Origin of the sequence: Chryseobacterium barbadense, assembly GCF_042849955.1 — a bacterium.
GTDB lineage: Bacteria > Bacteroidota > Bacteroidia > Flavobacteriales > Weeksellaceae > Chryseobacterium.
Map to the genome: position 1 here is coordinate 1 of NZ_BAAFHL010000027.1, position 23589 is coordinate 23589.

Annotated in this window: 14 protein-coding genes; 2 read left to right on the top strand and 12 right to left on the bottom strand. The window is 39.0% G+C overall.

Annotated elements, in window-relative coordinates:
* Positions 1-123: 123 nt before the first annotated feature.
* Positions 124-2385, top strand: a complete 2262-nt coding sequence (locus ACGHIN_RS11115) for a glycoside hydrolase family 3 C-terminal domain-containing protein (protein ID WP_390453400.1) — start codon at positions 124-126, stop codon at positions 2383-2385.
* A gap of 145 nt (positions 2386-2530) precedes the next feature.
* Here ACGHIN_RS11115 and ACGHIN_RS11120 read toward each other — a convergent pair whose 3' ends face one another.
* Positions 2531-3277: a metallophosphoesterase gene (locus ACGHIN_RS11120; RefSeq protein ID WP_390453402.1), complete on the bottom strand. Its 747-nt coding sequence runs from the start codon at positions 3275-3277 to the stop codon at positions 2531-2533.
* Positions 3278-3454: 177 nt separating this feature from the next.
* On the opposite strand from ACGHIN_RS11120, the gene ACGHIN_RS11125 reads away from it, so the two are divergent.
* Positions 3455-4429 (top strand): T9SS type A sorting domain-containing protein, encoded by a 975-nt coding sequence (locus ACGHIN_RS11125; RefSeq protein ID WP_390453405.1) that lies wholly within the window; start codon positions 3455-3457, stop codon positions 4427-4429.
* 428 nt (positions 4430-4857) lie between these two features.
* On the opposite strand, the gene ACGHIN_RS11130 is transcribed toward ACGHIN_RS11125, so the two are convergent.
* The 11 genes from ACGHIN_RS11130 to ACGHIN_RS11180 all read right to left on the bottom strand — a co-directional run bounded on the left by ACGHIN_RS11130 (position 4858) and on the right by ACGHIN_RS11180 (position 23576).
* Positions 4858-8004: a type I restriction endonuclease subunit R gene (locus tag ACGHIN_RS11130; RefSeq protein WP_390453408.1), complete on the bottom strand. Its 3147-nt coding sequence runs from the start codon at positions 8002-8004 to the stop codon at positions 4858-4860.
* Positions 8005-8034: 30 nt separating this feature from the next.
* Positions 8035-9570, bottom strand: coding sequence for a reverse transcriptase domain-containing protein (locus ACGHIN_RS11135; RefSeq protein ID WP_390453411.1), 1536 nt, complete (start codon positions 9568-9570; stop codon positions 8035-8037).
* A 388-nt stretch (positions 9571-9958) separates the two neighbouring features.
* On the bottom strand, positions 9959-11125 hold the full coding sequence (locus tag ACGHIN_RS11140) for a restriction endonuclease subunit S (RefSeq protein ID WP_390453413.1): 1167 nt from the start codon (positions 11123-11125) through the stop codon (positions 9959-9961).
* Complete coding sequence (locus ACGHIN_RS11145) at positions 11094-12653, bottom strand: type I restriction-modification system subunit M (protein ID WP_250226361.1); 1560 nt, start codon at positions 12651-12653, stop codon at positions 11094-11096. Before ACGHIN_RS11145 ends, ACGHIN_RS11140 begins: the two co-directional genes overlap by 32 nt.
* A 163-nt stretch (positions 12654-12816) precedes the next feature.
* A complete protein-coding gene (locus tag ACGHIN_RS11150; protein WP_390453416.1) occupies positions 12817-13368 on the bottom strand; it encodes a hypothetical protein in 552 nt (183 codons plus the stop codon).
* Complete coding sequence (locus tag ACGHIN_RS11155) at positions 13365-14612, bottom strand: condensation domain-containing protein (protein WP_390453419.1); 1248 nt, start codon at positions 14610-14612, stop codon at positions 13365-13367. The genes ACGHIN_RS11150 and ACGHIN_RS11155 overlap by 4 nt, the downstream gene beginning before the upstream one ends.
* Entirely contained in the window at positions 14609-15877 is a 1269-nt protein-coding gene (locus tag ACGHIN_RS11160; RefSeq protein ID WP_390453422.1) for a condensation domain-containing protein, read from the bottom strand. Before ACGHIN_RS11160 ends, ACGHIN_RS11155 begins: the two co-directional genes overlap by 4 nt.
* Positions 15878-15879: 2 nt before the next feature.
* The gene (locus ACGHIN_RS11165; RefSeq protein WP_390453425.1) at positions 15880-18276 is read right to left on the bottom strand and encodes a glycosyltransferase; all 2397 of its coding nucleotides are present in this window, start codon (positions 18274-18276) and stop codon (positions 15880-15882) included.
* Positions 18269-19063 carry an alpha/beta fold hydrolase gene (locus ACGHIN_RS11170; protein WP_390453428.1) on the bottom strand — a complete coding sequence of 265 codons (795 nt, stop codon included), beginning with the start codon at positions 19061-19063 and terminating at the stop codon, positions 18269-18271. Before ACGHIN_RS11170 ends, ACGHIN_RS11165 begins: the two co-directional genes overlap by 8 nt.
* The gene (locus ACGHIN_RS11175; protein WP_390453431.1) at positions 19054-19353 is read right to left on the bottom strand and encodes an acyl carrier protein; all 300 of its coding nucleotides are present in this window, start codon (positions 19351-19353) and stop codon (positions 19054-19056) included. Before ACGHIN_RS11175 ends, ACGHIN_RS11170 begins: the two co-directional genes overlap by 10 nt.
* Positions 19341-23576 (bottom strand): beta-ketoacyl synthase N-terminal-like domain-containing protein, encoded by a 4236-nt coding sequence (locus ACGHIN_RS11180; protein ID WP_390453434.1) that lies wholly within the window; start codon positions 23574-23576, stop codon positions 19341-19343. The genes ACGHIN_RS11175 and ACGHIN_RS11180 overlap by 13 nt, the downstream gene beginning before the upstream one ends.
* Positions 23577-23589 lie beyond the last annotated feature (13 nt).

The following is a 23589-nucleotide window of genomic DNA, read 5'->3' on the forward strand; positions in this document are numbered from 1 at the left end:
GTGCTTGAAACTCATCACTCATAACTCATAACTATTGAACCTTATTGTTGATTTTTTATTTTCTCAATTTGGGATAATAAAAATTTTACTTACTTTTGTTATCCAATCAATAAAAAGGTTTTTATGCTAAAGAAAACTGTCATAGTAAGTCTATTCACTCTTATTTCTGTTTCTTCAATGGCCCAAACTACTTCCCTGCCCGTTTACCTGGACGATTCTCAACCTGTTGAACAACGCATTCAGGACGCCCTTTCCAGAATGACCCTGGAAGAAAAAATCGCCATGCTTCATGCCCAATCCAAATTCAGCTCTCCGGGTGTTCCGAGATTAGGAATTCCTGAATTCTGGACGACAGACGGACCTCACGGGGTTCGCCCGGAAGTGATGTGGGACGAATGGAACCAGGCGGGCTGGACCAATGATTCTATTATTGCTTATCCTGCTTTAACAGCTTTATCCGCTACCTGGAATAAAAATATGTCCTGGAAATATGGAAAAGCATTAGGCGAAGAAGCCCGTTATAGAAAAAAAGACATCCTTTTAGGCCCTGGAGTCAATATTTACAGGACTCCATTGAATGGAAGAAACTTTGAATATATGGGGGAAGACCCTTTCCTGACTTCCAAAATGGTTGTTCCTTATATCCAGGGAGTACAATCCAACGGAGTAGCGACCAGTGTCAAGCATTTTGCGTTGAATAATCAGGAAATGTTCCGTCACACGAGCAATGTGAATATTGATGATAGAGCACTGTACGAAATATACCTACCGCCTTTTAAAGCCGCCGTAACCGAGGGTGATTCCTGGACGATTATGGGAGCGTATGACATGTATAAAAACCAATACGCAAGTCAGAACCAGTATCTTTTAAATGATATTTTGAAAGGAGAATGGCAATATAAAGGAGTGGTAGTTTCCGACTGGGGTGCAGTAAACAATACCGAACAGGCTATCCATAACGGATTGGATCTTGAATTCGGAAGCTGGACGAATGGCCTTTCTGAAGGAAATTCCAATGCCTATGACAACTATTACCTGGCAAAACCGTATCTGAAATTGATTAAATCCGGAAAAGTAGGCACCAAAGAGCTTGATGATAAAGTAACAAGAATACTTCGCCTGGCTTATAAAACCACGATGAACAAAAACAAACCTTTCGGAAACATCGCTTCTGAAGAGCATAAAGCGGTGGCGAAGGAAATTGGAGAAGAAGGAATCGTTTTATTAAAAAATCAAGGAAATATTCTTCCGATAGACGTCAACAAAACAAAGAAAATTGCGGTTATCGGGGAGAATGCCATTAAAATCATGACTGTTGGCGGTGGTTCATCTTCATTGAAAGTAAAATACGAAACATTGCCATTAGACGGAATTAAGACAAGATTCGGAAAGCAGGCGGATGTACAGTATGCAAGAGGGTATGTGGGTGATATCGGCGGTGAGTACAATGGCGTAAAATCCGGACAAAACTTAAAAGACGACCGTTCTGAAACCGAACTAATGAATGAAGCCGTAGAGCTGGCCAAAAAATCTGACTTCGTCATTTTCGTAGGCGGATTAAATAAAAGTGATTTCCAGGACAGTGAAGGAAATGATAGAAAAAGTTATGGCCTTCCTTACAACCAGGACCGTTTGATCTCTGCATTGGCCAAAGCGAATAAAAACCTTGCTGTAGTAATGGTTTCAGGGAATGCTGTTGCGATGCCGTGGATTAAAGAAGTTCCATCAGTGATTCAGGCCTGGTATTTAGGTTCTGAAGCCGGAAATTCCCTTGCTTCTGTTTTAGCAGGAGATGCGAATCCATCTGGGAAATTACCGTTTACTTTCCCTGTGAAGCTTGAAGATAATGCAGCTCACCAGTTGGGAGAATATCCGGGAAATAAAGAAGAACTGGCAGCAGGAAAAGGAAAGGATCAGAAAAACCCTATTAACATTACGTATAATGAAGGAATTTTTGTGGGCTACCGTTGGCATGATACGAAAAAGATCAAACCTTTATTCAGTTTCGGACATGGCCTGAGCTATACCACTTTTGAATTCGGAAAAGCTAAGGCGGATAAAACCGTTATGTCACAGGAAGACAAGATCACTTTTACCGTTACGGTAAAAAATACCGGGAAAAGAGCCGGTGCGGAAGTAGCACAGCTTTATATCAGTGATCCGAAATCATCAGTTCCACGTCCTGCCAAAGAATTGAAAGGTTTTGAAAAGGTGTACCTCAATCCTGGCGAACAGAAAGAAGTAAGCTTTACCATCGATAAAATGGCTTTAAGCTATTTTGATGCAGAAAAGCACGATTGGGTAGCTGAACCGGGAGACTTTGAAGCACAGATCGGAAATTCTTCTGATGCTATTAAAACCAAGGTTAAATTTACACTGAAATAAGATCAATCATAAATAAAAAAAGAGCCTGTCCCAAAAGTCAAATAAGTTGGCTGTCATTCTGACGAAGGAAGAATCTGATTAATCATTTGAGATTCTTCACTACATTTCATTTCGCTCAGAATGACACTTTTGAGACAGCTTCTTTTTATACTTCTATAATTAATTCTTTATCATATCCATTATACTTTTCATCTATATATCCATGGGGATTGCAAATAATCTCTGTTTTCCCTATTTTGTACCGGCAAGGAGTATGAATATGTCCATGAATCCAATACAATGGCTGATGTTCTACAATAAAATCCTCAAGATTGGAAGCATAGGCCGAAGTCACGGGATCATTCTTAAAATGTTCAGGAACAGATTGTATACTCGGTGCATGATGGGTAATGACAATATTCTTCAGATCTTTTGAATGGGTAAGGCTTTCTTTTAACCACATTCTTGAAAGCTGATGAATTTTAAAAATATCAATGGTTCTCATTTTAGAATAAGAAGGATCTCTTTTAATCTTTTTGTAATCATTCATTGCCGATTGACAGATCATCCCGTATTGCATCGGATCCCCGAAAATAGAAAAGTCGGTCCATAAAGTGGTTCCGTGAAATCGTATTCCGTCAAGGTCTACAAAGTTATCTTCAAGAACAATCACATTTGAGCCAATAGCAGCTTCTTTTATTTTGTTCAGTGTTTTCGGATAAGAGCCTTTGTAATATTCATGATTTCCTAGAACATACATGACAGGTTTATCCGGGATCTTTGATTTGATCCATTCCACCCCTTTCGTTCCCAGGTTGACATCTCCCGCCAACACCACAACATCCGACCGGTCAAAATTTAAATCGGTATAGCCAAACTCCTGGTGCAAATCGCTGATGATTTGAATTTTCATGAGGCTAAAATAACTATTTTCAGAACGAAAGTTGAGTTCATCCAAAATAAAATACCACTTTTCACCTCATCATCCAATACCTAAATTTAGGTAGAAATAATTACCTGTTTTTCAGGATTGATACATCCCTTCCATGGGAATAAATTTGTAAAACCAAGTCACAAAATTTAATACAAAATGAAAAAGTTATACTTTATCTTCACCATGGGTATGGCTATAGGAGCTACGGCTCAATCTACCGTCACCAGAGCAGGTCTTGACCGGGTGAATGTAACGATGAATGTTAACCACGCGAATGTCACCAACGCTTTAAGTCCGGGGCCTTCCGGAGCGAATATCACATGGGATTTTTCTTCTTATACTCCCATGCAGACGATCAGCATCAGTATGTATTCCTGTCCGGGGCAAACCAACTGTTTCAGGTTTCCTGCCGCGAACAGAATGTCAAAGCTGGTTGGCTCTGAAAATTATGATTACAACTTGTTCACGGATATGGATGCTTCCGTACTGGGAAATTACAGCAATCCGGGAGATGCTACCATGACCTATACCGATCCTTTAATTCAATATAAATTTCCGGTAAGCTATCTGCAGGAATTTACGGATACGTATCAGTTCAGCACAGGAACGGGAACGGAAAGCGGTACACAAACCTTCAAAGTAGATGGCTACGGAACCGTGATCACTCCCACCGGAACATTCACCAATTGTTTAAGAATAAAAAGAGTAAGAAACGGTACCCAGACCTTTCCGGGATCGCCACCAATGTCCTATGTTAATGAATCTTACCAGTGGGTGAATGAAAGTGTGGGGATTATACTCAGTGTAGCCTTCAATACGTTTACCATTAACGGAACCACCACTACCCAACCCTCTTTGGCTTATTATACCACTTCTTCCCTGTCCACAGCCGACTTGGATCATGTGGAAAACCCAATCAGTGTTTACCCGAATCCAAGCTCAGATTTGATCACACTGCAATCCAAAGATGACATTAAAAAAATGAACCTCACCAATGCCGAAGGAAAGTTAGTCCTGAAAACTTCTCACAGCAAAACTCTCAATATTTCCGGGCTTCCAAATGGCGTTTACCTGCTACAGGGAGAGCTGAAAAACGGAAAGATTATCACCAAAAAAGTAGTTAAAAAATAACATATAATATTGGTTTTTGAATATGTTTCGGTATAAATGATTATGCCACCACAGCCACCCGATGGGTGGCTGTGGGTTTTATAATATCTTTAGATAAAAAGAGTCAGTAAAAATTTATTCATGTAATTATTAAAATAAAAACCCTCAAATACATCTGGGGATTAAATTAAATATTATTGTTTGGTTAAGATAATATCATTAGGCAATGGTTGTGGTCTTTGATCTTGCACTCAACCATGATAAAAACAGTCTTTATCAATCAGTTCTCATCTTGCCAATATTTCCACTGTAATTATTTTGTTCAATATACCCGTATACAAATAAACAAGAGAAAATAGAACTCTATGAACGACAAGGCCGAAGAAATTGATTAAAGAGATAAGATACTATAAAAGTAAGAAACTAACTTTTAGGTTGACTTTCTTATATTATCTATTTTTTTTAAAGTTTTCTGCCTGTTCGAGAACATTCTTGTACACATCATCCTGTGTAATTGGTGGATAACCATATTGATGTAATTTTACAATAATATCCATTTTTAGTTTTGCTTTGATATCTTCTCTGTCACTCCAGTCAGGATATTCTGCGGTATTATCTACGATCTTCTTTATTTCCTGAGCCAGTTCCAGCATGTTAGCTTTGTCGAAGTCAAATCCATATTGTTTAGAGATAGAATCAAGTATATCATAAAAGGCTTTTTCTTCGTAGTCAACTCCTAAATCCTGATAAGAAGCCATTTCGGTACGAAGATTTAGAATCAGATCAAGGATTTGTTCTGATGTACTTTCTCGAATATCATTATAGTCCAGGATGTCAAGCTCACTTCTTTCGTTATAACGGTTGACTATACTTTGTAGGCGCTCAGAAAACTCAATTCCTTTTACTTTATTTACTTTTTTGAAATCTGAAATTGTCTGCTTTAAAAGGCGCTCTAAAATTTTAATTTTGGTATTCGGTAATTCAAGATTATTAATTTTTTCGAGAAATTTATCATTGAACAGATCAATAGCATTTGCCTTGTTATCATCCAGCTTAAAAATTTCTTCTACACCTTCAGAGATAATAGCATCTTCTACCATTTTACTCACTTTAGCATTCATCTGTGCAGTGTCTGGTGCCTCACCTTTAGTTAGTTTCACAACTATAGATTTGATAGCAAAATAGAAGTGTATTTCATCTATTTGGTTACTGTTGAATATTTCAGAACCACAGGTCAGATTATATGCTGCTTTTAATTTTTTGGTCACCTCTACAAAAAACTGTTCAGATTTCTCCGTTTGTAAAACCAGTTCTGATGCTTTGTTTAAACATTGTAACTGCTCTACAGGTGAGCCTGTAAAATAATCTGTGGTGTCAAACTGGTAGAAAAACTGTCGTAATAACTCAAGCTGATCTTTTACAATAATCACGGCTTTATCCAGATCCTCAAAATCATCAGTGGCGGTTTGATTATTGAATAATCCCAAAGCATGATTCAAGTTCTTTTTAATTCCTATATAATCTACTACCAAACCTTTTTCTTTTCCTTCAAACTTTCTGTTTACACGGGAAATAGTTTGTATCAGATTATGAGTTTGCAGTGGCTTATCAATATAGATTGTATCAAGAAAAGGAACATCAAATCCCGTCAGCCACATGTCTACCACAATAGCTATCTTAAAATTGGAATGGATCTGTTTAAATTGTCGGTCCAGATCCTTGCGGTCATCTTTCGTTCCCAAAAGGTTCCAAAGAGATTCATGATCATCTTTGTTTCTAGTCATAACCATTTTGATACGTTCAATAGGCTTTATTTCTTTCTGTTCTTTTTCGGTAAGGTGATCTGCAATTTTAATTTCATTCCATTCCGGACGAAGTGCAATAATTTCTAAAAACAGTTTATAGGCAATTTCACGGGATGTACATACAAACATGACCTTGCCAGCAACAGTAGCTTTTTCTGCTACACGGCTTTCATAGTGCTGTATAAAATCTTGTGCAATAGCTTTGATGCGGTCAGGGTCTCCTAATACAGATTCCATTTTAGCAATAGCTTTTTGACTGGCTTCAACATGATATTCGGAAGCTCCTTCAGCAACTGCACTGTCATAATATTTTTCAATCTCGACTACTTTAGAATGATCAAGATTAACTCTGGCAGCACGACCTTCATACACTAATCTTACTGTAATTTCATCTGCAACTGATTCCAACATTGTGTAAGAATCTACTATTTCACCGAAAACGTCAAGTGTTTTATCAATAGGTGTTCCAGTGAACCCCACATAAGTTGCATTGGGTAAAGAATCATGCAGATATTTTGCAAAACCGTAAGATTTCTTAACTCCTTTTTCTTCATCAATACGAATTTTCAAATCAAGATTAACCTGTGAACGATGGGCTTCATCTGAAATACAGATAATATTATTTCTGTCAGACAAAATTTCATCATCTTCTGCAAACTTTTGAACAGTTGTTAGAAAAACACCTCCGCTTTCTCTCCCTCTCAGTCTTGCTCTCAGATCTTCTCTGGATTCTATATTGATAATATTTTCATCACCAATGAAGTCTTTGGCGTTGGTGAAATCTCTTGATAGTTGGTCATCAAGATCAGTACGATCTGAAATAATAATGATGGTTGGGCTCGAAAATTTTGTCGAACGCATCAGCAATCTGGACAAGAATAGCATGGTGAAACTTTTTCCACATCCTGTAGCTCCAAAATAGGTTCCACCTTTACCATCACCTTCAGGTTTACGATGCTTTAATATGTTGTCAAAAAGTTTGTTTGCTGCATAATATTGAGGATAACGACAAAGTATTTTGTCTTCTTTTTTAGAAGTGTCAGGAAACAGAATAAAATGATGTAGAATATCACAAAGCCTTTGTTTATTTAGCATTCCATGAACGATAGACGTTACAGTATAAATACCTGTTAAAGCTTTTTTTTCTTCTCCAGTAATTTTATGCCAGCCATAAAAGAAATCATAAGGGGCAAACAAAGATCCTGCTTTATTATTCACACCATCGCTAATGATACAAAATGCATTGTATTTCATCAGTTCCGGAATATCTCTCCGGTACCGTATACTTAATTGTTTGTATGCATCATGTATCGTAATCTCTTCTTCAATCGTTGTTTTAAACTCAAAAACAACAATAGGAATACCATTGATATAAAGAATAAGATCTGGAATACGAAGTTCCTTACCTTGAATCTCTAATTGATTAACAATTTTAAAATGGTTGGTTTGTAAAAGACTATTTTCATCAATATCAATATAACGAATGTGCAGATCTTTTTTAGCTGGATTATTTCTTTTGAAAACCCAACCATCTGCTAAAATTTCACCAATATGCTTATTACTATCATATAGGTTGGATGCAGGTTGATAGGCAAGTTCATTAATAATGGTTTCCAATTCTATAGCTTCCAGATCTGGATATTGCTGCATTAGAAAATCACTTAGATCTTCCCTGATCAATACTTCTTGATTAGAGCTCCGCAATATTTTTTTGCCATCTAAATACTCATAACCTTCTTCTTTTAGAAGGTGAATGAATGATTTTTCTAATTGGGATTCAATATATTTCATGATATTAGTTTAAATGTAATAAAATTATTTTTACGAGTTCAATTCGTCATGGAAAATCTTCCAGTGGTTTTTAATCTGTCCTTTTATTTTATTATTTACCATTACTTTTGAAGATTTATAGACATAAGATAAAAAATTTCCCCAGTTATAATCTTCCGATTTAATAAATTTATTTTGACTGTTATCCCATTTGTATTTTTTAAATCTTTTTGCTCCTTTATAGGTAAACATTTTATACAGTCTTCTTTTAAATATTTCATTTTTGAATTTTCCTTTTTTAGAAGAGTAGTGCTTTGCCCGACGGATGCTTCTTTTCATTTTTCTATAATAGTTGGAAATGCTTCCAGACTTAATTGTAGTATATTTTCCATCAAATTCAAATCCTAAATAAATAAAGTTTTTATCCCAATTAATTTGCTTAATAAATTCTTGACCACAGATCAATCTGTCATTTTCCTTTTTGAATCTAAAGATTTGTGTTTTTTCTCTTTGAATTTCTAACTTATATTTTTCAATCTCCGTGTATATCAATTCAGAAATTTCTGTTTTTTTGTCAAGAGGGCATATTACTACCATATCATCAGAATAACGACGGTAGATTCCTCCAAACTTAGATATTACATCATTAATGATTTTATCAAAGTGTAATAAATACATGTTTGCCAAAATAGCACTAATAGGAGAACCTTGTGGAATGCCAAAGTTTTTATAAGTTATGCTTCCATCTTTATTTTTAAAAGTTTTTGAGGGTTTAAGTAGTTTTCCCTTATTGGCATAAAACTCTTTTTTTGTACAAAAAGCAATGGCACTTTGACTTTTTAAAAATTTAATTTTTGCTACTTTACGCCTTTTTATAGGCAGATTAGTGCCATCTTTATTTTTTCGTCTTGTAAAAATTTGATTTTGAAAAAGATTAAAGATATCTACAATATCAATAAAAGAAAATCTTGTAATATTTTTATAAATATTAAAATGATCTGGTGGAAGTGATTTTACATCTAAAATTTCCATCCAAATATCTCTTAATAACTTATGATCTAAATTGTCAAAGAAACTGGAAATATCAAATGCTACTACTGAAAACTCTGTTTGATTATAATCCAGTATGTATTTAAATACATCATTAGCGAAATCGACATTACATTTATTGCTTGAATTAGGATCTGTAGGATTTAAAGGGATGGATCGATAAGCATTAATTACGTCTCCAATATTATATTTTTCAATACATTTTTCATATTCTATATTAAGTATTGTAGCATAATAGCTATAAATTAATGCATCGATGTGACTTGCATAGAATATCTCTCTTTTCTTTTCTTTTTTATATCTAGAAATTAACTTTTCATCTTCAGAAAATACTATTTTATTTCCTGTATTTTCGTCATATTTTTTTCTAAACTTTCTCTGATAATTAGTTTTATGAATGAAGGGTAAAAAACCATGTTTAGCCATTTGGTCAGGATTAGTGATATATTTTTCAATCCATTGTAATCGCATTCTACTCTCTATAGGAAAACCTATATGAGGATATCTCTTAATTTTAAACCAATCTTTTATTTCCATGATTATAAAAGGAGTAGCGAAGACCCAGTGCGAAGCAATCCTTTAGGAAATTACACATTTCCCTGAAGTAGACATGCTCTATCGATGATTGCTCATCGCTCCGACTATACGCTGGGTAGCTAAATAATTGATGTAACTTTGCAACTATATTCAAATGGTATGAACAAATTGACAGCATTCATCTCTGGTATGATTCCAACCTTACTGAAATTGATTCAGATAGGAGTGTTTGGACAAGTTTCCCAAGATATTCTCTTAGTTATTTGTCTATATGAAATCTACAGACTCTAACCGTTTTTCAAGTTAGGTAGACTTTCGCCTTTTGCCCTAATACGTCTACTTCGGTTCTTCACTACTCCATAGTTTTTATTATACTTTTCTTATTTTCTCATAATACATTTTCCAATTTCTTCTCAACCGCCAATCGCGATAATAACAAACTTTGTAGTTGGGTAAGCTTTTGGTTTTCTTGCGTTTTAAATTTTATTAATTCTAGAAGATTATTTCCAACTAAGTTAAAATGGTTTAAAACTTCTTTTCCAGGTATCTTTATTTTTAAAGAAGCTAAAATTGGGACATATAAATTCGCTTGAGCACTACCTACAGCCATATCAATTAACTCATTATATTTAGTTTTTAATACAAAAAATATAAAGGGCAAATTACATTCTTCATTTGGTTTTATATTTATTACTGCCCTATTTCCACACATATAATCACATAAGATTCCGAGTCGCCCTATTGTTCCTGATTTTGTAATAACAATTGTTTGTGGAGAGAAAAGCAATGCACTCGTTCCCGCACTATTAAAACCTTCTTCAGTCAATGTTCTACTTGTATTTAAAATAAAACCTCCGTTAACGTCATTTGCTCGTAGCCATTTGATATTCCCATCAAAGTATTTTGGATATTCTTGAGAAGGATTTACATAACCCTCCTGAAATGAGCACAAATCTTTTAATATTGATTCTTTACATTGGTTTTCTTCAACCATATTGTAATACAAAGCCTGCGCAGTAGCTTCTAACTTTTCACAAATTTGCTCATTGACTTTTATTTTGTTTTCTATACTTTGGTATTGAGTAATGATTTTATTTTGTTCTTCAATTGATGGAACGGGAAGTTCCATTCCGCAGAAATCTTCCCATTCTAGACTTCCTCTTACCCCACCAACTGCATGAAAGCAGGCTTCACGGTCAAACTCGGGGCGAGAAAACCAAAGCATTAAATAATCTGGTAAAATCTCATTCTCATCTCTAATCTCAAAAACCGGATAAGCCTGGGAAATAATTGCAATATCCACATTCTTGAGCAATGCAATGGGCATTTTTTTATCTCTTCTTACCTGCATTGTACTACAAGCAAATTGATTCTTACGAATTAATTTGTAATTACTCATATCAGTTCCTATAATATTTGCAACAGAAGGAATAAATTTTTTATTGATCGTAAGACCAACAAGATAAGTTACTGATAAATCTTTATTACGATGATCTACCAACTGAATTAAATCCCCAATTTTTCTATAACTCATATCCCAAATTCTTAAAAACATTGGCAACTTCTTTTTTCAGTTTCTCCTCATTTTGGAAAAGGTTTTTTAAATCTGCCTGCAAAGTCTGCATTTGTTTATTATAATCAAGAGACTCGTCACGGTTAATAAATTCTATATATTTGCTTGGTACCAAAGAATAATCTTTTTTGCGTATCTCTTCAATAGTTGCACTATAAGAATATTCAGGAACATTTTGATAGGTGTTTTCCCAATCAATCTGTTGCCAATTATGATAATGTTGAGCAATCCTTGTTATTTCTTCTTCTCCTAATTGGGTAAACTTCTTTTCAAATGGTTCTCCTTTTTGACGTAAATCCATAAATAGAACTTCTCCTTTTCGATTACGGTAATTTTTAATGCCGTCGTTGACTTCGAAAATTCGTTCGTTTTTATTACGGTTCAATATCCAAAGGGTTACAGAAATATTAGTAGAATAAAACATATCTTGGGGTAGAATTACAATAGCTTCCACCAAATCATTTTCAATAATCTGCCTTCTTATTTTATATTCTTCCCCACCACCTGATAAAGCTCCATTTGCCAAGATAAAGCCAGCAACGCCATTTTGAGATAGTTTGGAGATCATATTCAGAATCCATGCGTAATTGGCATTGGATTTTGGTGGTACTTCATAACCTGCCCATCGTTGGTCATCTGTCAATTCATTTTCTGCTCGCCAATCCTTCAAATTAAAAGGTGGGTTGGCCATAATGTAATCGGCTTTCAGATCTTTATGCTGATCATCCGCAAAGGTATCTGCCGCTTTACTTCCAAGATTGGAGGCAATACCACGAATAGCTAAGTTCATTTTAGCCAGCTTATAGGTAGTGTTGGTTAATTCCTGTCCATAAATAGAGACATCCTTTTTGTTGCCTTTATGCTTTTCAATAAATTTAAGGGATTGTACAAACATACCACCAGAACCGCAAGATGGATCATAGATTTTCCCTTTGTAAGGCTCTATCATTTCTGCAATCAGATTAACAATAGATTTTGGGGTATAGAATTCTCCTTTTCCTTTTCCCTCTGCGATAGCAAATTTACTTAAGAAATATTCATAGACACGCCCTACAATATCATGGGCTTCATCTTTCAAGGTATCAATATTGTTGATGGTATCTAATAGAGCAGAGAATTTAGACTGATCCAATCCAAGACGGGAAAAATAATTATCTGGTAAAGCTCCTTCTAATGACTTGTTGGTTCGCTCTATTGTCTTCAGTGCAGAATCTACTTTTAAAGTAATGTCTTCCTGTTTAGCATTTTCTATAATATATGTCCATCGGGATTCTTCAGGAAGGTAAAAAATATTTTCAGCCTGATAGAATTCAGGAATTTCGAGAAATGCTTCTTTGTGCTCATTGATAAGTTCTTGCCTTCTTCTTAAAAATTTATCATTCGCAAATTTGAGAAATATCAAACTTAGAACGACGTGTTTATATTCTGATGGTTCTACGGAACCACGTAATTTATTTGCAGAGTCCCACAGAATTTCTTCAGTGGATTTAGTCTGGACTTTTTTAGCCATTATTAAAAAAAATAGTATTTGCCGTAAAAATAATAATATTAAAATGTAAAGAAAAGAGAAACGGAACAAAAACTGCTACGGTAAACCGTAAACGGCTTTGGATAAAAAAATGAAAACCTGAACATTAATCATTCAGGTCTTTATTTAAATCAGGATAAAAATATTATTGATTGATATTCAAAACTGTTGTAACTGTTCTCCTATACATCCACTTCCTCAACCTCCATACCGGCAAATACACAAAAATAACAGACAGTACACCTGCCAATGTTCCCACTATCATAGCCATCGCTGTAGCATCCAGCTTATAATATTTTGAAAAATTATATTGCCCTATAAAGAGCAAGGATAATACTAATGCTCCCGTAATCAGGCTATATAAGATGCTTAGCTTGGTCATGAGTTTTTTAATATTTAACTGTTCATCTACCCTGAACTCAATGGCTTCCTGCTCAGCGGCATCGGTTACCCTTTTCAATATATCGATGGTAAGAACAACGGGTAAAAATATCGCCATAGGCAGGGTCAGTTTGGCCAGACATTGCGTTCCTGCAAAGAAGTGCGTGTATCCCAATTCATTGAAGCTGGCGTAGGCAATGATAAAATTAAAGAACACATTCGGAAGGACATAATAGATCATCCGCTTCCTTAGAAAGCGGTTCAGCGTTGTTTTTTTGATCGGTTTAGGTTGAGCCTTTTTTATCGCAAATTTCATGAAGTCATCAGCTCAATAGCTTTATCTTTGATTTGTATTGCTTCTTCTTTCGGAAGAAAATGTTCATTCGACATGAAGGTAAAATCCATCTGCTGGTTATAAGTGGTGGCCACCAGCGTATTGGAATTCAGCCAGGGGAACGCAACCGTCGGGCTGTAGATCGTTTCCAGCGTAAAATGTTTATAATCCCGAGGAATATCTATCTTACCCATATTGGATAAAGTAATATCATGTCCCCCTCTGCTCGATTTCAGCATAGAGATCATGCGCTCGACCATAGAATGCATCCGCTCACCCATCCACAGGAGTTCTCTTGCTTCTGTTTTTTGGATCTTTTGGGTAAGCTCTTTTTTGATCTCCTTTGCATTCTCCAGTACATTCTGACTTCCTTTTTTCAGGGAAAGCTCAACGGTGGGAGCAAAAGCAAACAGATGATCCTGTTTGATCTCCGGAATAAAATGACGCACATCTACAGGACTGATCACCTTCCCTTTCGCCTTCTTCCCCCGGATCTCCTGAAAAGCCTGCATAAATGCAGCACAGAGCAAAGCATGCACAGAAATCCCGTGCGCTTTGCATTTTTCCGTGATCTGCCTGGTAACCTGCGGGTCCAGCTTTCGGTGAAGGGCATAATTCTTTCCAAGGTTTTTGATCCTGCTTTTTTTCTGCGTCATGAAGAAAATTTTCGCCATGATCAAATACAAATAAGCCTTATATTTCTTTTTTCCCGCATCGAAATCCGAAGGAAGAAATTCATCCACGGAACGGAATGCCTCATATGGAAGCAGTTCAGAAGACGGATCATCCAACAGGGCAAGGAGTTCACGCATCAGGGTAACTCCGGTAGTGCCGTCAGAGATACAGTGAGGCATCACCCAAAGAATTTCGGACACGTCTTTTCCTTTGATCCAAACCAGGCGGGCCAACGGCTTTTTATCTTCATCAAACAGGCGGAACCATTCCGTTTCAGATTCCAGAAGCCAGTCATTTTCCGTCTGCCTCGAAACTATACGGAGCGGTATAGGCTTGATTTCCTTTTCTTCCGTAAAGAAAGGATAGGTTTCACTCTGATCATCGATAACCGTTCTCAGCAGAGGATGCTTCTGCTGGATTTTGGCTAAAGCGAGCCGGAAATTCTCTTCCGAAAGTGTACCGGAGACTTTGGCCGTAAACACACAGTTTAAAGGCGTCTGAGCATCTACATACATGATTCTCTCCACCATCATTAATCTTCGTTTCATCATACGGCCAAAGATTCTATTTGTTGCTGTACGGTCTTCATCATCTCATCACGGATCGCCAGTGCTTCCGAATACGGTAAATAACCTTCGCTTCCTACGAAAGAGAAATCCATTTCTCCCCGGAAGGTGGAGGTAACCAGCGTCGTTGTATTCCCTAAAGGCCCGATTACGGAAGGGCTGAAAATAGTATCCACCGTAAACTTATTGTATTCATGAGGAATCTGAATACGCCCCAGGTTGGAAAACATGCAGTCGTTGGAAGACTTACCCTGTTTCAGCAGCTTCGTAAAGTTGTTCAGGGCATCATGCCCGGATTCCATCACCATCATCGTGATATAAGGATTAAGCTTGGCCGTTTTACGTTCCACCGCTTCCTGCATCAGGCGTACATTATCCAGAAAGCTCATTTTCTCCTGCGCTGACAGCACGATCATCAGGCCGAAAGCGAAAATATGATCGTTCTTGATCTGCGGGGCAAAACGCCGGATATCCACCGGACAGGAAACTTTGTTGAAAGCCGATTTCCCTCTCACCTTTTTGAATGCCTGAAGCACCGCTGCACTTAAAAAAGTGTTGACGGTAACATCTTTTGATCTGCAATAAGAAATTAGCTCCTGACTTGTGACGACGTCAAACTTCCAATGAATCAGGTAATCATCCTGACGGTCAATTGCTTTTTTCCCTACAGGAATGCATTTAATGGCCGTTGCCGCCAATCTGCCAATGAACTTCGCTTTCAGCTTTTGTCTGCGGTTGTTCAAAATAGCAGCCGGAACCACATCCTGGATTCCCAAAATGGGTTGTTCTATCCCGATATCCGCAGCCGGATGATCCAATACCTGCAAAAACTCATACAGGAAAGCCATCGCGGAACCCCCATCGCATAAGCAATGATGGAACACAAACAGCATATCTGAAACCTCCTCTCCTTTGATCCATACGAAACGGATCAGCGGAAGCTCTTCATACCGGAATATGGTCTGCCATTCCTTTTGGGATTCCTCCTGCCAATCGTCTTCTCCTTTCCGGGGAACGGTCCGTACCGGAATGGGTAAAGAAGGTTCCGGGACCTCAAACCAGGGAATATGTTGATCATCATAAGTGATAAGAGCCCGCAGCCACGGATGCTTAGCCTGAATCTGATGCAGAGCCTGCTGAATATCTTCTTCCTTAAATGTTCCGCGCAACCTGAACGGGATAACGGCATTGAAAGGCTCTGTTCCGTCTCCCAACAGCATACGCTCACCGAATAGCAATCTTCTTTTCATAACTACACCGGGACTAAAGTGGACTGTTGTACAAAATTTTCTAACAATGCTACCGCACGGTCATTCCCTCCTGCGGTTAACAAAGTATGCTGAACGTCTTTTGCTGCATTTCTGTATGCCGGGTTTTCCAGCAATTCAAAAACGGTTTGACGAAGGGCTTCAACCCGTAATCTTTTATACCTGATGCTGATTCCGCAACCCGCTTTTTCAATCAGCTTAGCGATATGAAAATGGTCGTAAGCAATGGGAGTGATCAGCATCGGCAATCCGTTGGTGAACGTATCATTCACCGTATTGAAGCCGCCGTGGCAGATCACCATATCCATGTGAGGCATCAATGCCGATTGAGGAACAAAGCTGCTCACGATAAAGTTAGACGGCCATTCTTCAAAGATATCCGGTGGGGTCGCAGCAATCACTGTTACAGGCTGATCTCCTAAAGCAGCAATCACTTTTTCAAAGAATGCTTTTCGGATATCCACCAATAAGGTTCCTAATGACACGAATATTTTCGGTGTGCTGGAGGCTTCCAGCTTTTCCCAGTCGAAGGGAGCAGGATTCGGGCGTCCTTTTACAGGGCCTACAAATTCCATATGGGATGGAACCGTTTCAAAGTCTGCAAATTTTTGTGAGGTGAACACCAGATTCAACTGATGAGAATGGATAAAAATACCATCATCTTCAATTCCGACCTCTTTTTGAAGCTGCTTGATTAAATTCTGCTGCCATTCGAAGATTTTCGGGGCATTGTTCGCGGTATCTCCCATCACATCCGGCGGAACAGGGGTGGTGGTGACACACGGAATATTATTTTTGTGGGCAAACAGGGCTCCTCCGAACGTAATACAATCATTGACGATCACATCCGGTTGCCAGTCTTTCGTAAGACGTTCCAGTCCGGGCATCATCATTTTAGCAAAAGGAACGTAAGTTTCCTCCAAGGCCAGTTTCATCACTTCAGGGCCTGAACAGGCAGGACCATCATCCTGTCTTTTTAAAATACGGGCGATCTCCTCCTGATACGGGGTCAGGTCTTCTTCAGGGTAAAAATAGCTTCCGCCTTCGGGAATATGCTTGTGGTCTAAAGGCGTAATTCCGAACCATTTCACTTCATGGCCACGGGCAATCAGACTTGCACCGACACTTAAAGTAGGACTGATATGTCCGAAAAACGGAGGAACTACAAATAGAAACTTAGACTTGGGTTTTTCTGTTTTTGATGCTGAAACAGCATTTTCCAGCAAATCGGCAGCGGTTACACTTCCTCCGGCTTCTGTAAAAGATTCCCGAATCGTTTCAGCCGCTTTTTTATAGTCGGGATTATTCAAAATTTGCTGTACGGCTTCATTCAGGTGATGGGCTTTAAACCGGTTAAAATTAAGGCGCTCCCCTGCTCCGGTGCGCACGACGCGTCCCGCCACATGCGACTGATCGTAAGCAATAGGGATCACTACCAATGGCAGCCCATTGGAAATGGCTTCGGAAACGGTATTGTGACCTCCATGACAGACCACTCCGTCCAAATGAGGAAGCAATTCCAGCTGGGGAACCTGCTGATACACCATAAAATTGTCCGGCCAGTGATCAAAAAGCTGAGGATCTGAAACGACTATAACGGTTAAGTTTTCTTCTTTAAAAGCATCAGCCACTTTCTGGAAAAATGCTTTTTTATGATCGTGGTCAAAGGTAGTTCCGATACTGACCAGAATTTTTTTCTTTGAACTGCTGTGGAATTTCTCCCAGTCAAATTCACTGGAAATCCGGCGTTGGGTAAGAACAGGGCCCGTGAACTGATAATTGGAAGTAAGATCCATTTCGCCAAAGAAATATTTTGAGGTCAGGACCAATGTCAGCAGATCCGAACAATCTAATGCCCGGTTTTCTTCAACACCCAGCTCCTGCTGTAAAGCAATGATCTGCTTTTCTTCCCATTCATGCACTTTGGGAAGCTCGCTCATAATCTTGATGGCAGCCGGAGCGGTAACTGTTGTGGCATAAGGTAAGCCCAGCTTTTTGGCAGCAACAGAAGCCGCAAATAACTGATGGTCGCCGATCACCAGATCAGGCTGATACTGCTTTAGCAATGGAATGATTCCGTTATAGCAATGTCTGTTCAAAGGAATCAGCACCTCTTCATAAAGGAATTTGATGCTGTCGATTCCATAGACTACTTTTTTAGAAATAATATCGAGATAATTTTCGCTTTCTCTTTTTTCTTCGTCCGTCTGGTCGTATTGAATCAGTAATAATTCGCCGCCTTCCGGAAGCTTATTTTTTAATTGAGGATCAAGGCTGATCCACGCCACCTGATGTCCTCTTTCCAGAAGAGTGGCACCGATGCTTAACGTGGGATTCACATGACCGGTTAAAGGGGGAACTATAAATACAAATTTAGCCATGGTTTTGTGTTACGTTTTTAGGTGAGGGTTGGGATAAAAAGCGGGCAATAGTTTCTGCAATCAAAGCCGGCTCCTGGATCGGGATGTTGTGGTCACCGGGAATTAAAAGCAATTCGGATTGACTGATCTGATTATTCAGCCATTCTCCTGTCGGCCTGCAATTGGAATCAGCTCCGTATAGCAATAAGGCGGAAGGCTGTAATTCAGAAAAATCCACTTCGCTCAGGAAATGCTTTTCTTTGATCATATCTGCTTTAATGGTGGTTTCATTGAACAGAAACTCATACATCCGGTGGTTCTTTTCCATCTGTCTTTTGCCCATCTGTACTTTGGTGGTATCGGTAAAATTGGCCACATAATGCTCCAGAAACTCCTTGCTGTATTCATCAATGATGTTCCTGGCTTTTTCGTCCTGTGGATCGGGTGCTTCGATAACCACTAACCGTTCTACCCGGTCAGGTGCTTTTAAAGCAGTTTTCAAAGCGATCAAGCCACCGAAACTATAACCTGCAAGGTGAGCTTTTTCAATATCTAAAGCATCCATTAAAGAAAGCACATCGGAAGACATATTTTCCAGATCGTAGCCGTCCAAAAAACGTTCGCTCATGCCGTGGCTTTTTAAATCGTACATCACCACATGGAAATGTTTGGCCAGAACGGGGGCAATATTGAAATAATAAATGGAAAGATTACTGAACATCCCGTGGATCAGCACCACCGTTTGTTCAGCCCCTTTATTGAGTTCCTGAATATGAACTTTTTTACCGTTAACAGAGATTATTGGCATTCGTAGATGTAATTGATGATCATACGTAAATCCAGGTTGATCAGCTCATCTAAGTCCATAGAAGACAGCCATCCCGTGAAATCGATCTGGTCTCCGAAATGCGCTTTGATCTTTTCAGAAAAAGCAACGATTTCAATACTGTCCATTTCCAGGTCTTTCGTGAATGAGCTTTCCGGAGTAATGTCCATTTCCTCTACAAATTCTTCGCCTATGACGTCTGTGATAAAGCCTTTTAAAAGGGTGAATAATTCTTCGTGATTTAATTGTGCGGTTGTGTTTATAGTGTCCATCCTATGATATAATTTTTATGTTTAATGGTTTTGATTTCTGTTTGATTGATCCATAAAGAATCATCTGTTATTTTTTCGACTTCGAATTGTTTCGGATTTCCTTTCAATCCTGTTCCCCTGAATTTTCCATAGGCTTCTTTGGCTACCCAGAAACGGGTGGTCCATTCTGCCTGGTCTTTGTCTTTTAATAATGCCCGTTCATGATCTGTAAAGACCAGATCGTAAAATCCTGAGTTTCGTTCTTCAATGATCTCCATATCGATCCCGACCGGTTTTCCGCTGCGAGCCATTCCGACTGCATCTTTTCCTTTATGGGCTAAAGAAATATAGATGTCTTTTGTGGAATCCCCAATCAAATAAGGCTTTCCTACCTCATCTGAGGCAACTTCAAACGTAATAGGGAAGCAGGCGTGATCTTTTTCCTGGCGAAGAAGGTTTCTTACGGCATCTTTTACCGCAACACGGCTTACCATCCAGCTTTTTCTTTTGTTGGGCAATAAGGTGTTATGATGCTTTTTCTCTGTCTGATTGAAATATCTTTTAAGGATAAAATCCCACGACGCCACTCTTGAATAGGCCTGATGAAAGAAAAACACCTGTGGCGCAATTTCCTCCGAAAGGCGGTTGTGCAAAGGCGACATGGAGACATTCCATAAAGCGGCATCGATTTCCAGACGGCGGTTTTGCCAGCCTGAAATCTTGCACCATACTTTTCCGTTCCGGGTTAAAAGAATATCTGCAATGGCAAATTCATCATTGAGTTCTGTCAGGCTGCAGGTGCATTCAAAAATACCCTCCTGATCGTGTAGATCTCCGAAAAACTCAATGTCTTTGATCTTTACGGGGAAAGCAATTCTGTCCTTCGTTAACGTCAGTTGCAGCCAAAGCCCGAATAATTGACCTGCATTGTCCAACAGAGAGCCTTTTCCGCCGTTTCCTTTGATTTTTCCGATGATCCCTTTTGTTCCTACTTTTGAAACGTCTGTAATTCCCTGATATTGTTCTCCATGGAACATGTGCCTATCATAGATTTCTTCGGGTGTCCTTTCGATAGGCAGCACATCGCCAATGGAAAGGGTGAAGGTAGGATTGGGTCTCGCCGTAGAGGTTAGCAGAACTTCTGCATTGGCAAAATTTTCAATATCGAGATAAGCATGGTGGGTGGATTTCCATTCTCCTTTGACGGTTTTTTCGAAAGGTTTTGCCACATTCATCCATTGAAAAACACTTACGTTCATAATTTTATGAACCTGGCTTCCCGGAATTTCAGCTTGTGCGATTTCTGCCAATTGCTCGAAAATCATGGTCATCGGAATCACGGGTTCCATATCGGCCACTTCAGTCCAGCCTTTCGGTTGTCTCAATAAACTGTGGTCGATCAAATAGGGATGCGTTTCCAACGTCACCCGTAAAGTTTTCTCAAAATTTTTGCTTACATGCGTCTGTATTTTTGGAAGCACAGCATTTTGAACGGGAGTTGCAGAACGATCCTGAAATAAGGTCAGGACTTCTTCCTGCATACGGATCATATCTGTAATATTATCCTGGAACGCCTGTATCAGCGGATGCCCTGATTTTGCCACGGTAGCAGCAATATTTTGCTTCGGGGCTTCCATTGATTTTGCCAACGATTTGATTTCTTTAAAATCACGGATAATCGGTGAGCCCAGTTCCAGCTTTATTCCTTTTCCGGTTGCTTTTGGAGAAGAGTTTTGGAGCTCTAAAAAGTCAAGAGCCACTGTCTTCCCCTCCACAAATAAAGCAGCCACCACGCGTTGTAACTGCGCCAGTGAAGAACGTGTAGGAACACTCGAAGCAATGGTGCTGAATGCTTTCCCTTTCAGGGTATCATCAATAAAGCCCATTAATCCGCCTGTTCCCACCTGGATAAAGACTCTTGCGCCTTCTTCATATAACTTATCCGTAAGCTCACGGAAACGAACGGGCTCAACAAGATGTTCCGCGCTGAGTTTTCTGATGGATTCCTGATCGCTTGGATACGGCTCTAATGTCGTTGCCGACCATAATGGAATTTTTGTCTGCTGGAACTGTGCTTTTTCCATTCCTGCCAGAATCACCTCTAATTTATCAGCAATAAACGGTGAGTGAAAGCCTGATTGGAAAGGCAAAATCTGATGAAATATCTGTTTTGATTTCAAGATCGGAACCAATTTATCCAACGCGGTATTGCTTCCACAAAGAATCACCTGATTCGGACAGTTGTCATTGGAAATATAAACGTCCGGAATTTCTTCAATAATTGGTTGAATGGTTTCAATTCCGGCTCCTATTGCAATAAACTTGGAATCTTTTAATTCAAAAGTTTCAGGGTTTAAAACATCAATGAGGGCTTTTACAGAGTTTACTTCCGCCAATTCGGAAGAATAACCGGCGAGCCATTCTCCTAAACTGTGTCCTGCGTTCATATCGGGAATAATTCCAAGCTTTTTTAGTGAGTGGTCGATGATACTGCAATTATTGAAAATGGTCAAAGCATCATTTAATAATCCTTCCCCTTCGGTTTCTATGGGTGCTGAAATATTAAAATAACGGCTTACACTTTCCACTTCACCTTTTGCCAATCCGTCTAATCCGGGGAATACAAAGGCCACTTTTTCTCCGTTTTGCAATAGAGGCGTATTGGTGTACCAGATATCCTGTTTGTTGCGCCAAGGATTATTTTTGGCAACTATTTTTGTTGCTTTTTCAATTCTTGCAGGACTTGGATCGAAAATCGCCACACGGAAATTCCCTTCTCCTACCGTTGTTTCATTATTTTGTAATGCTGATAATAATTCTTCATGTGTTGGTCTGGCTAAAACTATAACCTTGTCTTTTTTAGGCATGTCATAACCTTCCAGCACTACATGGGCATTAATTCCACCAAACCCGAAAGCATTCACTGCTGCTATTTTTGGTAATCCGGTCTTTGACCAGCTTTTGACTTCCTGTACCGGTTCGAACCTGGTGTTCTGCATATCCGGAGTCGGGTTTTCACAATACAATGTTGGAGGTAATGTATCATGATGCAAAGCCAGACAGGTTTTTATTAATCCTGCCATTCCTGCAGCGGGCATGGCGTGTCCTATATTGGATTTTACAGAACCAATGCCTGCGATTTGAGCATCTTCTTCTTTTCCGAAGAATTGAGCGAGGGTCTGTAATTCTGTTTTATCTCCAAGCGGTGTTCCTGTTCCATGAGCTTCGATATAACCTATTTGATTTTCATTTAAATCCGCATTCGCCCAAGCTTGCTGTAAAGCTTTCAACTGACCTTTCACAGAAGGACTCATCACACTGGTTCCGTTACCGTCACTGCTTACTCCTACTCCTTTGATGACCGCATAAATGTTGTCCTGATCACGAACGGCATCTTCCAATCGTTTCAATACGACAAAACCACAGCCTTCACCGATCAATAAGCCATCTGCATCACTGCTGAAAGGTTTGATCTGCTGTTGACGGGACAAAGCCCCCAATTGGGCGAAAATACTCCAGAAAGCTGCGTTTTGCCCGGTATGAACTCCGCCCGCAATCATGATGTCTGAACGGCCTCTTTGCAATTCTTGTACCGCATGATCTACTGCCAACAAGGCACTTGCACAAGCTGCATCCACGGTAAAAGCCACCCCGCCCAAATTAAAGCGGTTAGCTACTAAAGAGGCTACCAGATTGGGAATTAACCCCATCGCGGTATCGGCGGCGAAACGTCCTTTTCTTTCCTGGAAAGCGTGTTTTACTTTTTCGATATCTGATGGAGAAACATCGGGTAATAATTCTTTTAATAAAGAGGAAATCTGTTCTCCGGTTCTTACAATTTCAATGGCCCGGGTGGCGCCGGGTCCGGTATAATTTCCTTTTCCAATAATGATTCCCGTTTTTTCCAGTGAAATGTTTTTCTGAAAAATGCCGGCATCATCCAAGGCTTTCTGAACCAGATCGAGGGTTAATAAATGATCGGGTTCCGTACCTTCAACCGCTAGCGGTAAAATACCGAAAGCAGTGGGATCAAATTCATAATCAGGGATAAATCCGCCTCGCTGACAATAAAAGCGGTCAACGGGATTCGTTTCGTCACTGAAATGAACAGGATCGATACGATCGGCAGGAGCCAACTGGGTAGAATCTACTTTATTGATAATATTCTGCCAGAAAGTTTGGGCATCCTTTGCGCCCGGAAAGACACAGGATAAACCAATTACGGCAACATCTGTTTTCTTCATAGTATCCCAGAGA

Bases quoted from the DNA above. Each gene is read 5' to 3' on its own strand.
- ACGHIN_RS11170 (WP_390453428.1), bottom strand. From the start codon at position 19,063: ATGCCAATAATCTCTGTTAACGGTAAAAAAGTTCATATTCAGGAACTC.
- ACGHIN_RS11155 (WP_390453419.1), bottom strand. From the start codon at position 14,612: ATGATGAAACGAAGATTAATGATGGTGGAGAGAATCATGTATGTAGAT.
- ACGHIN_RS11125 (WP_390453405.1), top strand. From the start codon at position 3,455: ATGAAAAAGTTATACTTTATCTTCACCATGGGTATGGCTATAGGAGCT.
- ACGHIN_RS11180 (WP_390453434.1), bottom strand. From the start codon at position 23,576: ATGAAGAAAACAGATGTTGCCGTAATTGGTTTATCCTGTGTCTTTCCG.
- ACGHIN_RS11135 (WP_390453411.1), bottom strand. From the start codon at position 9,570: ATGGAAATAAAAGATTGGTTTAAAATTAAGAGATATCCTCATATAGGT.
- ACGHIN_RS11150 (WP_390453416.1), bottom strand. From the start codon at position 13,368: ATGAAATTTGCGATAAAAAAGGCTCAACCTAAACCGATCAAAAAAACA.
- ACGHIN_RS11140 (WP_390453413.1), bottom strand. From the start codon at position 11,125: ATGTTTTTAAGAATTTGGGATATGAGTTATAGAAAAATTGGGGATTTA.
- ACGHIN_RS11175 (WP_390453431.1), bottom strand. From the start codon at position 19,353: ATGGACACTATAAACACAACCGCACAATTAAATCACGAAGAATTATTC.
- ACGHIN_RS11160 (WP_390453422.1), bottom strand. From the start codon at position 15,877: ATGAAAAGAAGATTGCTATTCGGTGAGCGTATGCTGTTGGGAGACGGA.
- ACGHIN_RS11130 (WP_390453408.1), bottom strand. From the start codon at position 8,004: ATGAAATATATTGAATCCCAATTAGAAAAATCATTCATTCACCTTCTA.
- ACGHIN_RS11145 (WP_250226361.1), bottom strand. From the start codon at position 12,653: ATGGCTAAAAAAGTCCAGACTAAATCCACTGAAGAAATTCTGTGGGAC.
- ACGHIN_RS11165 (WP_390453425.1), bottom strand. From the start codon at position 18,276: ATGGCTAAATTTGTATTTATAGTTCCCCCTTTAACCGGTCATGTGAAT.
- ACGHIN_RS11115 (WP_390453400.1), top strand. From the start codon at position 124: ATGCTAAAGAAAACTGTCATAGTAAGTCTATTCACTCTTATTTCTGTT.
- ACGHIN_RS11120 (WP_390453402.1), bottom strand. From the start codon at position 3,277: ATGAAAATTCAAATCATCAGCGATTTGCACCAGGAGTTTGGCTATACC.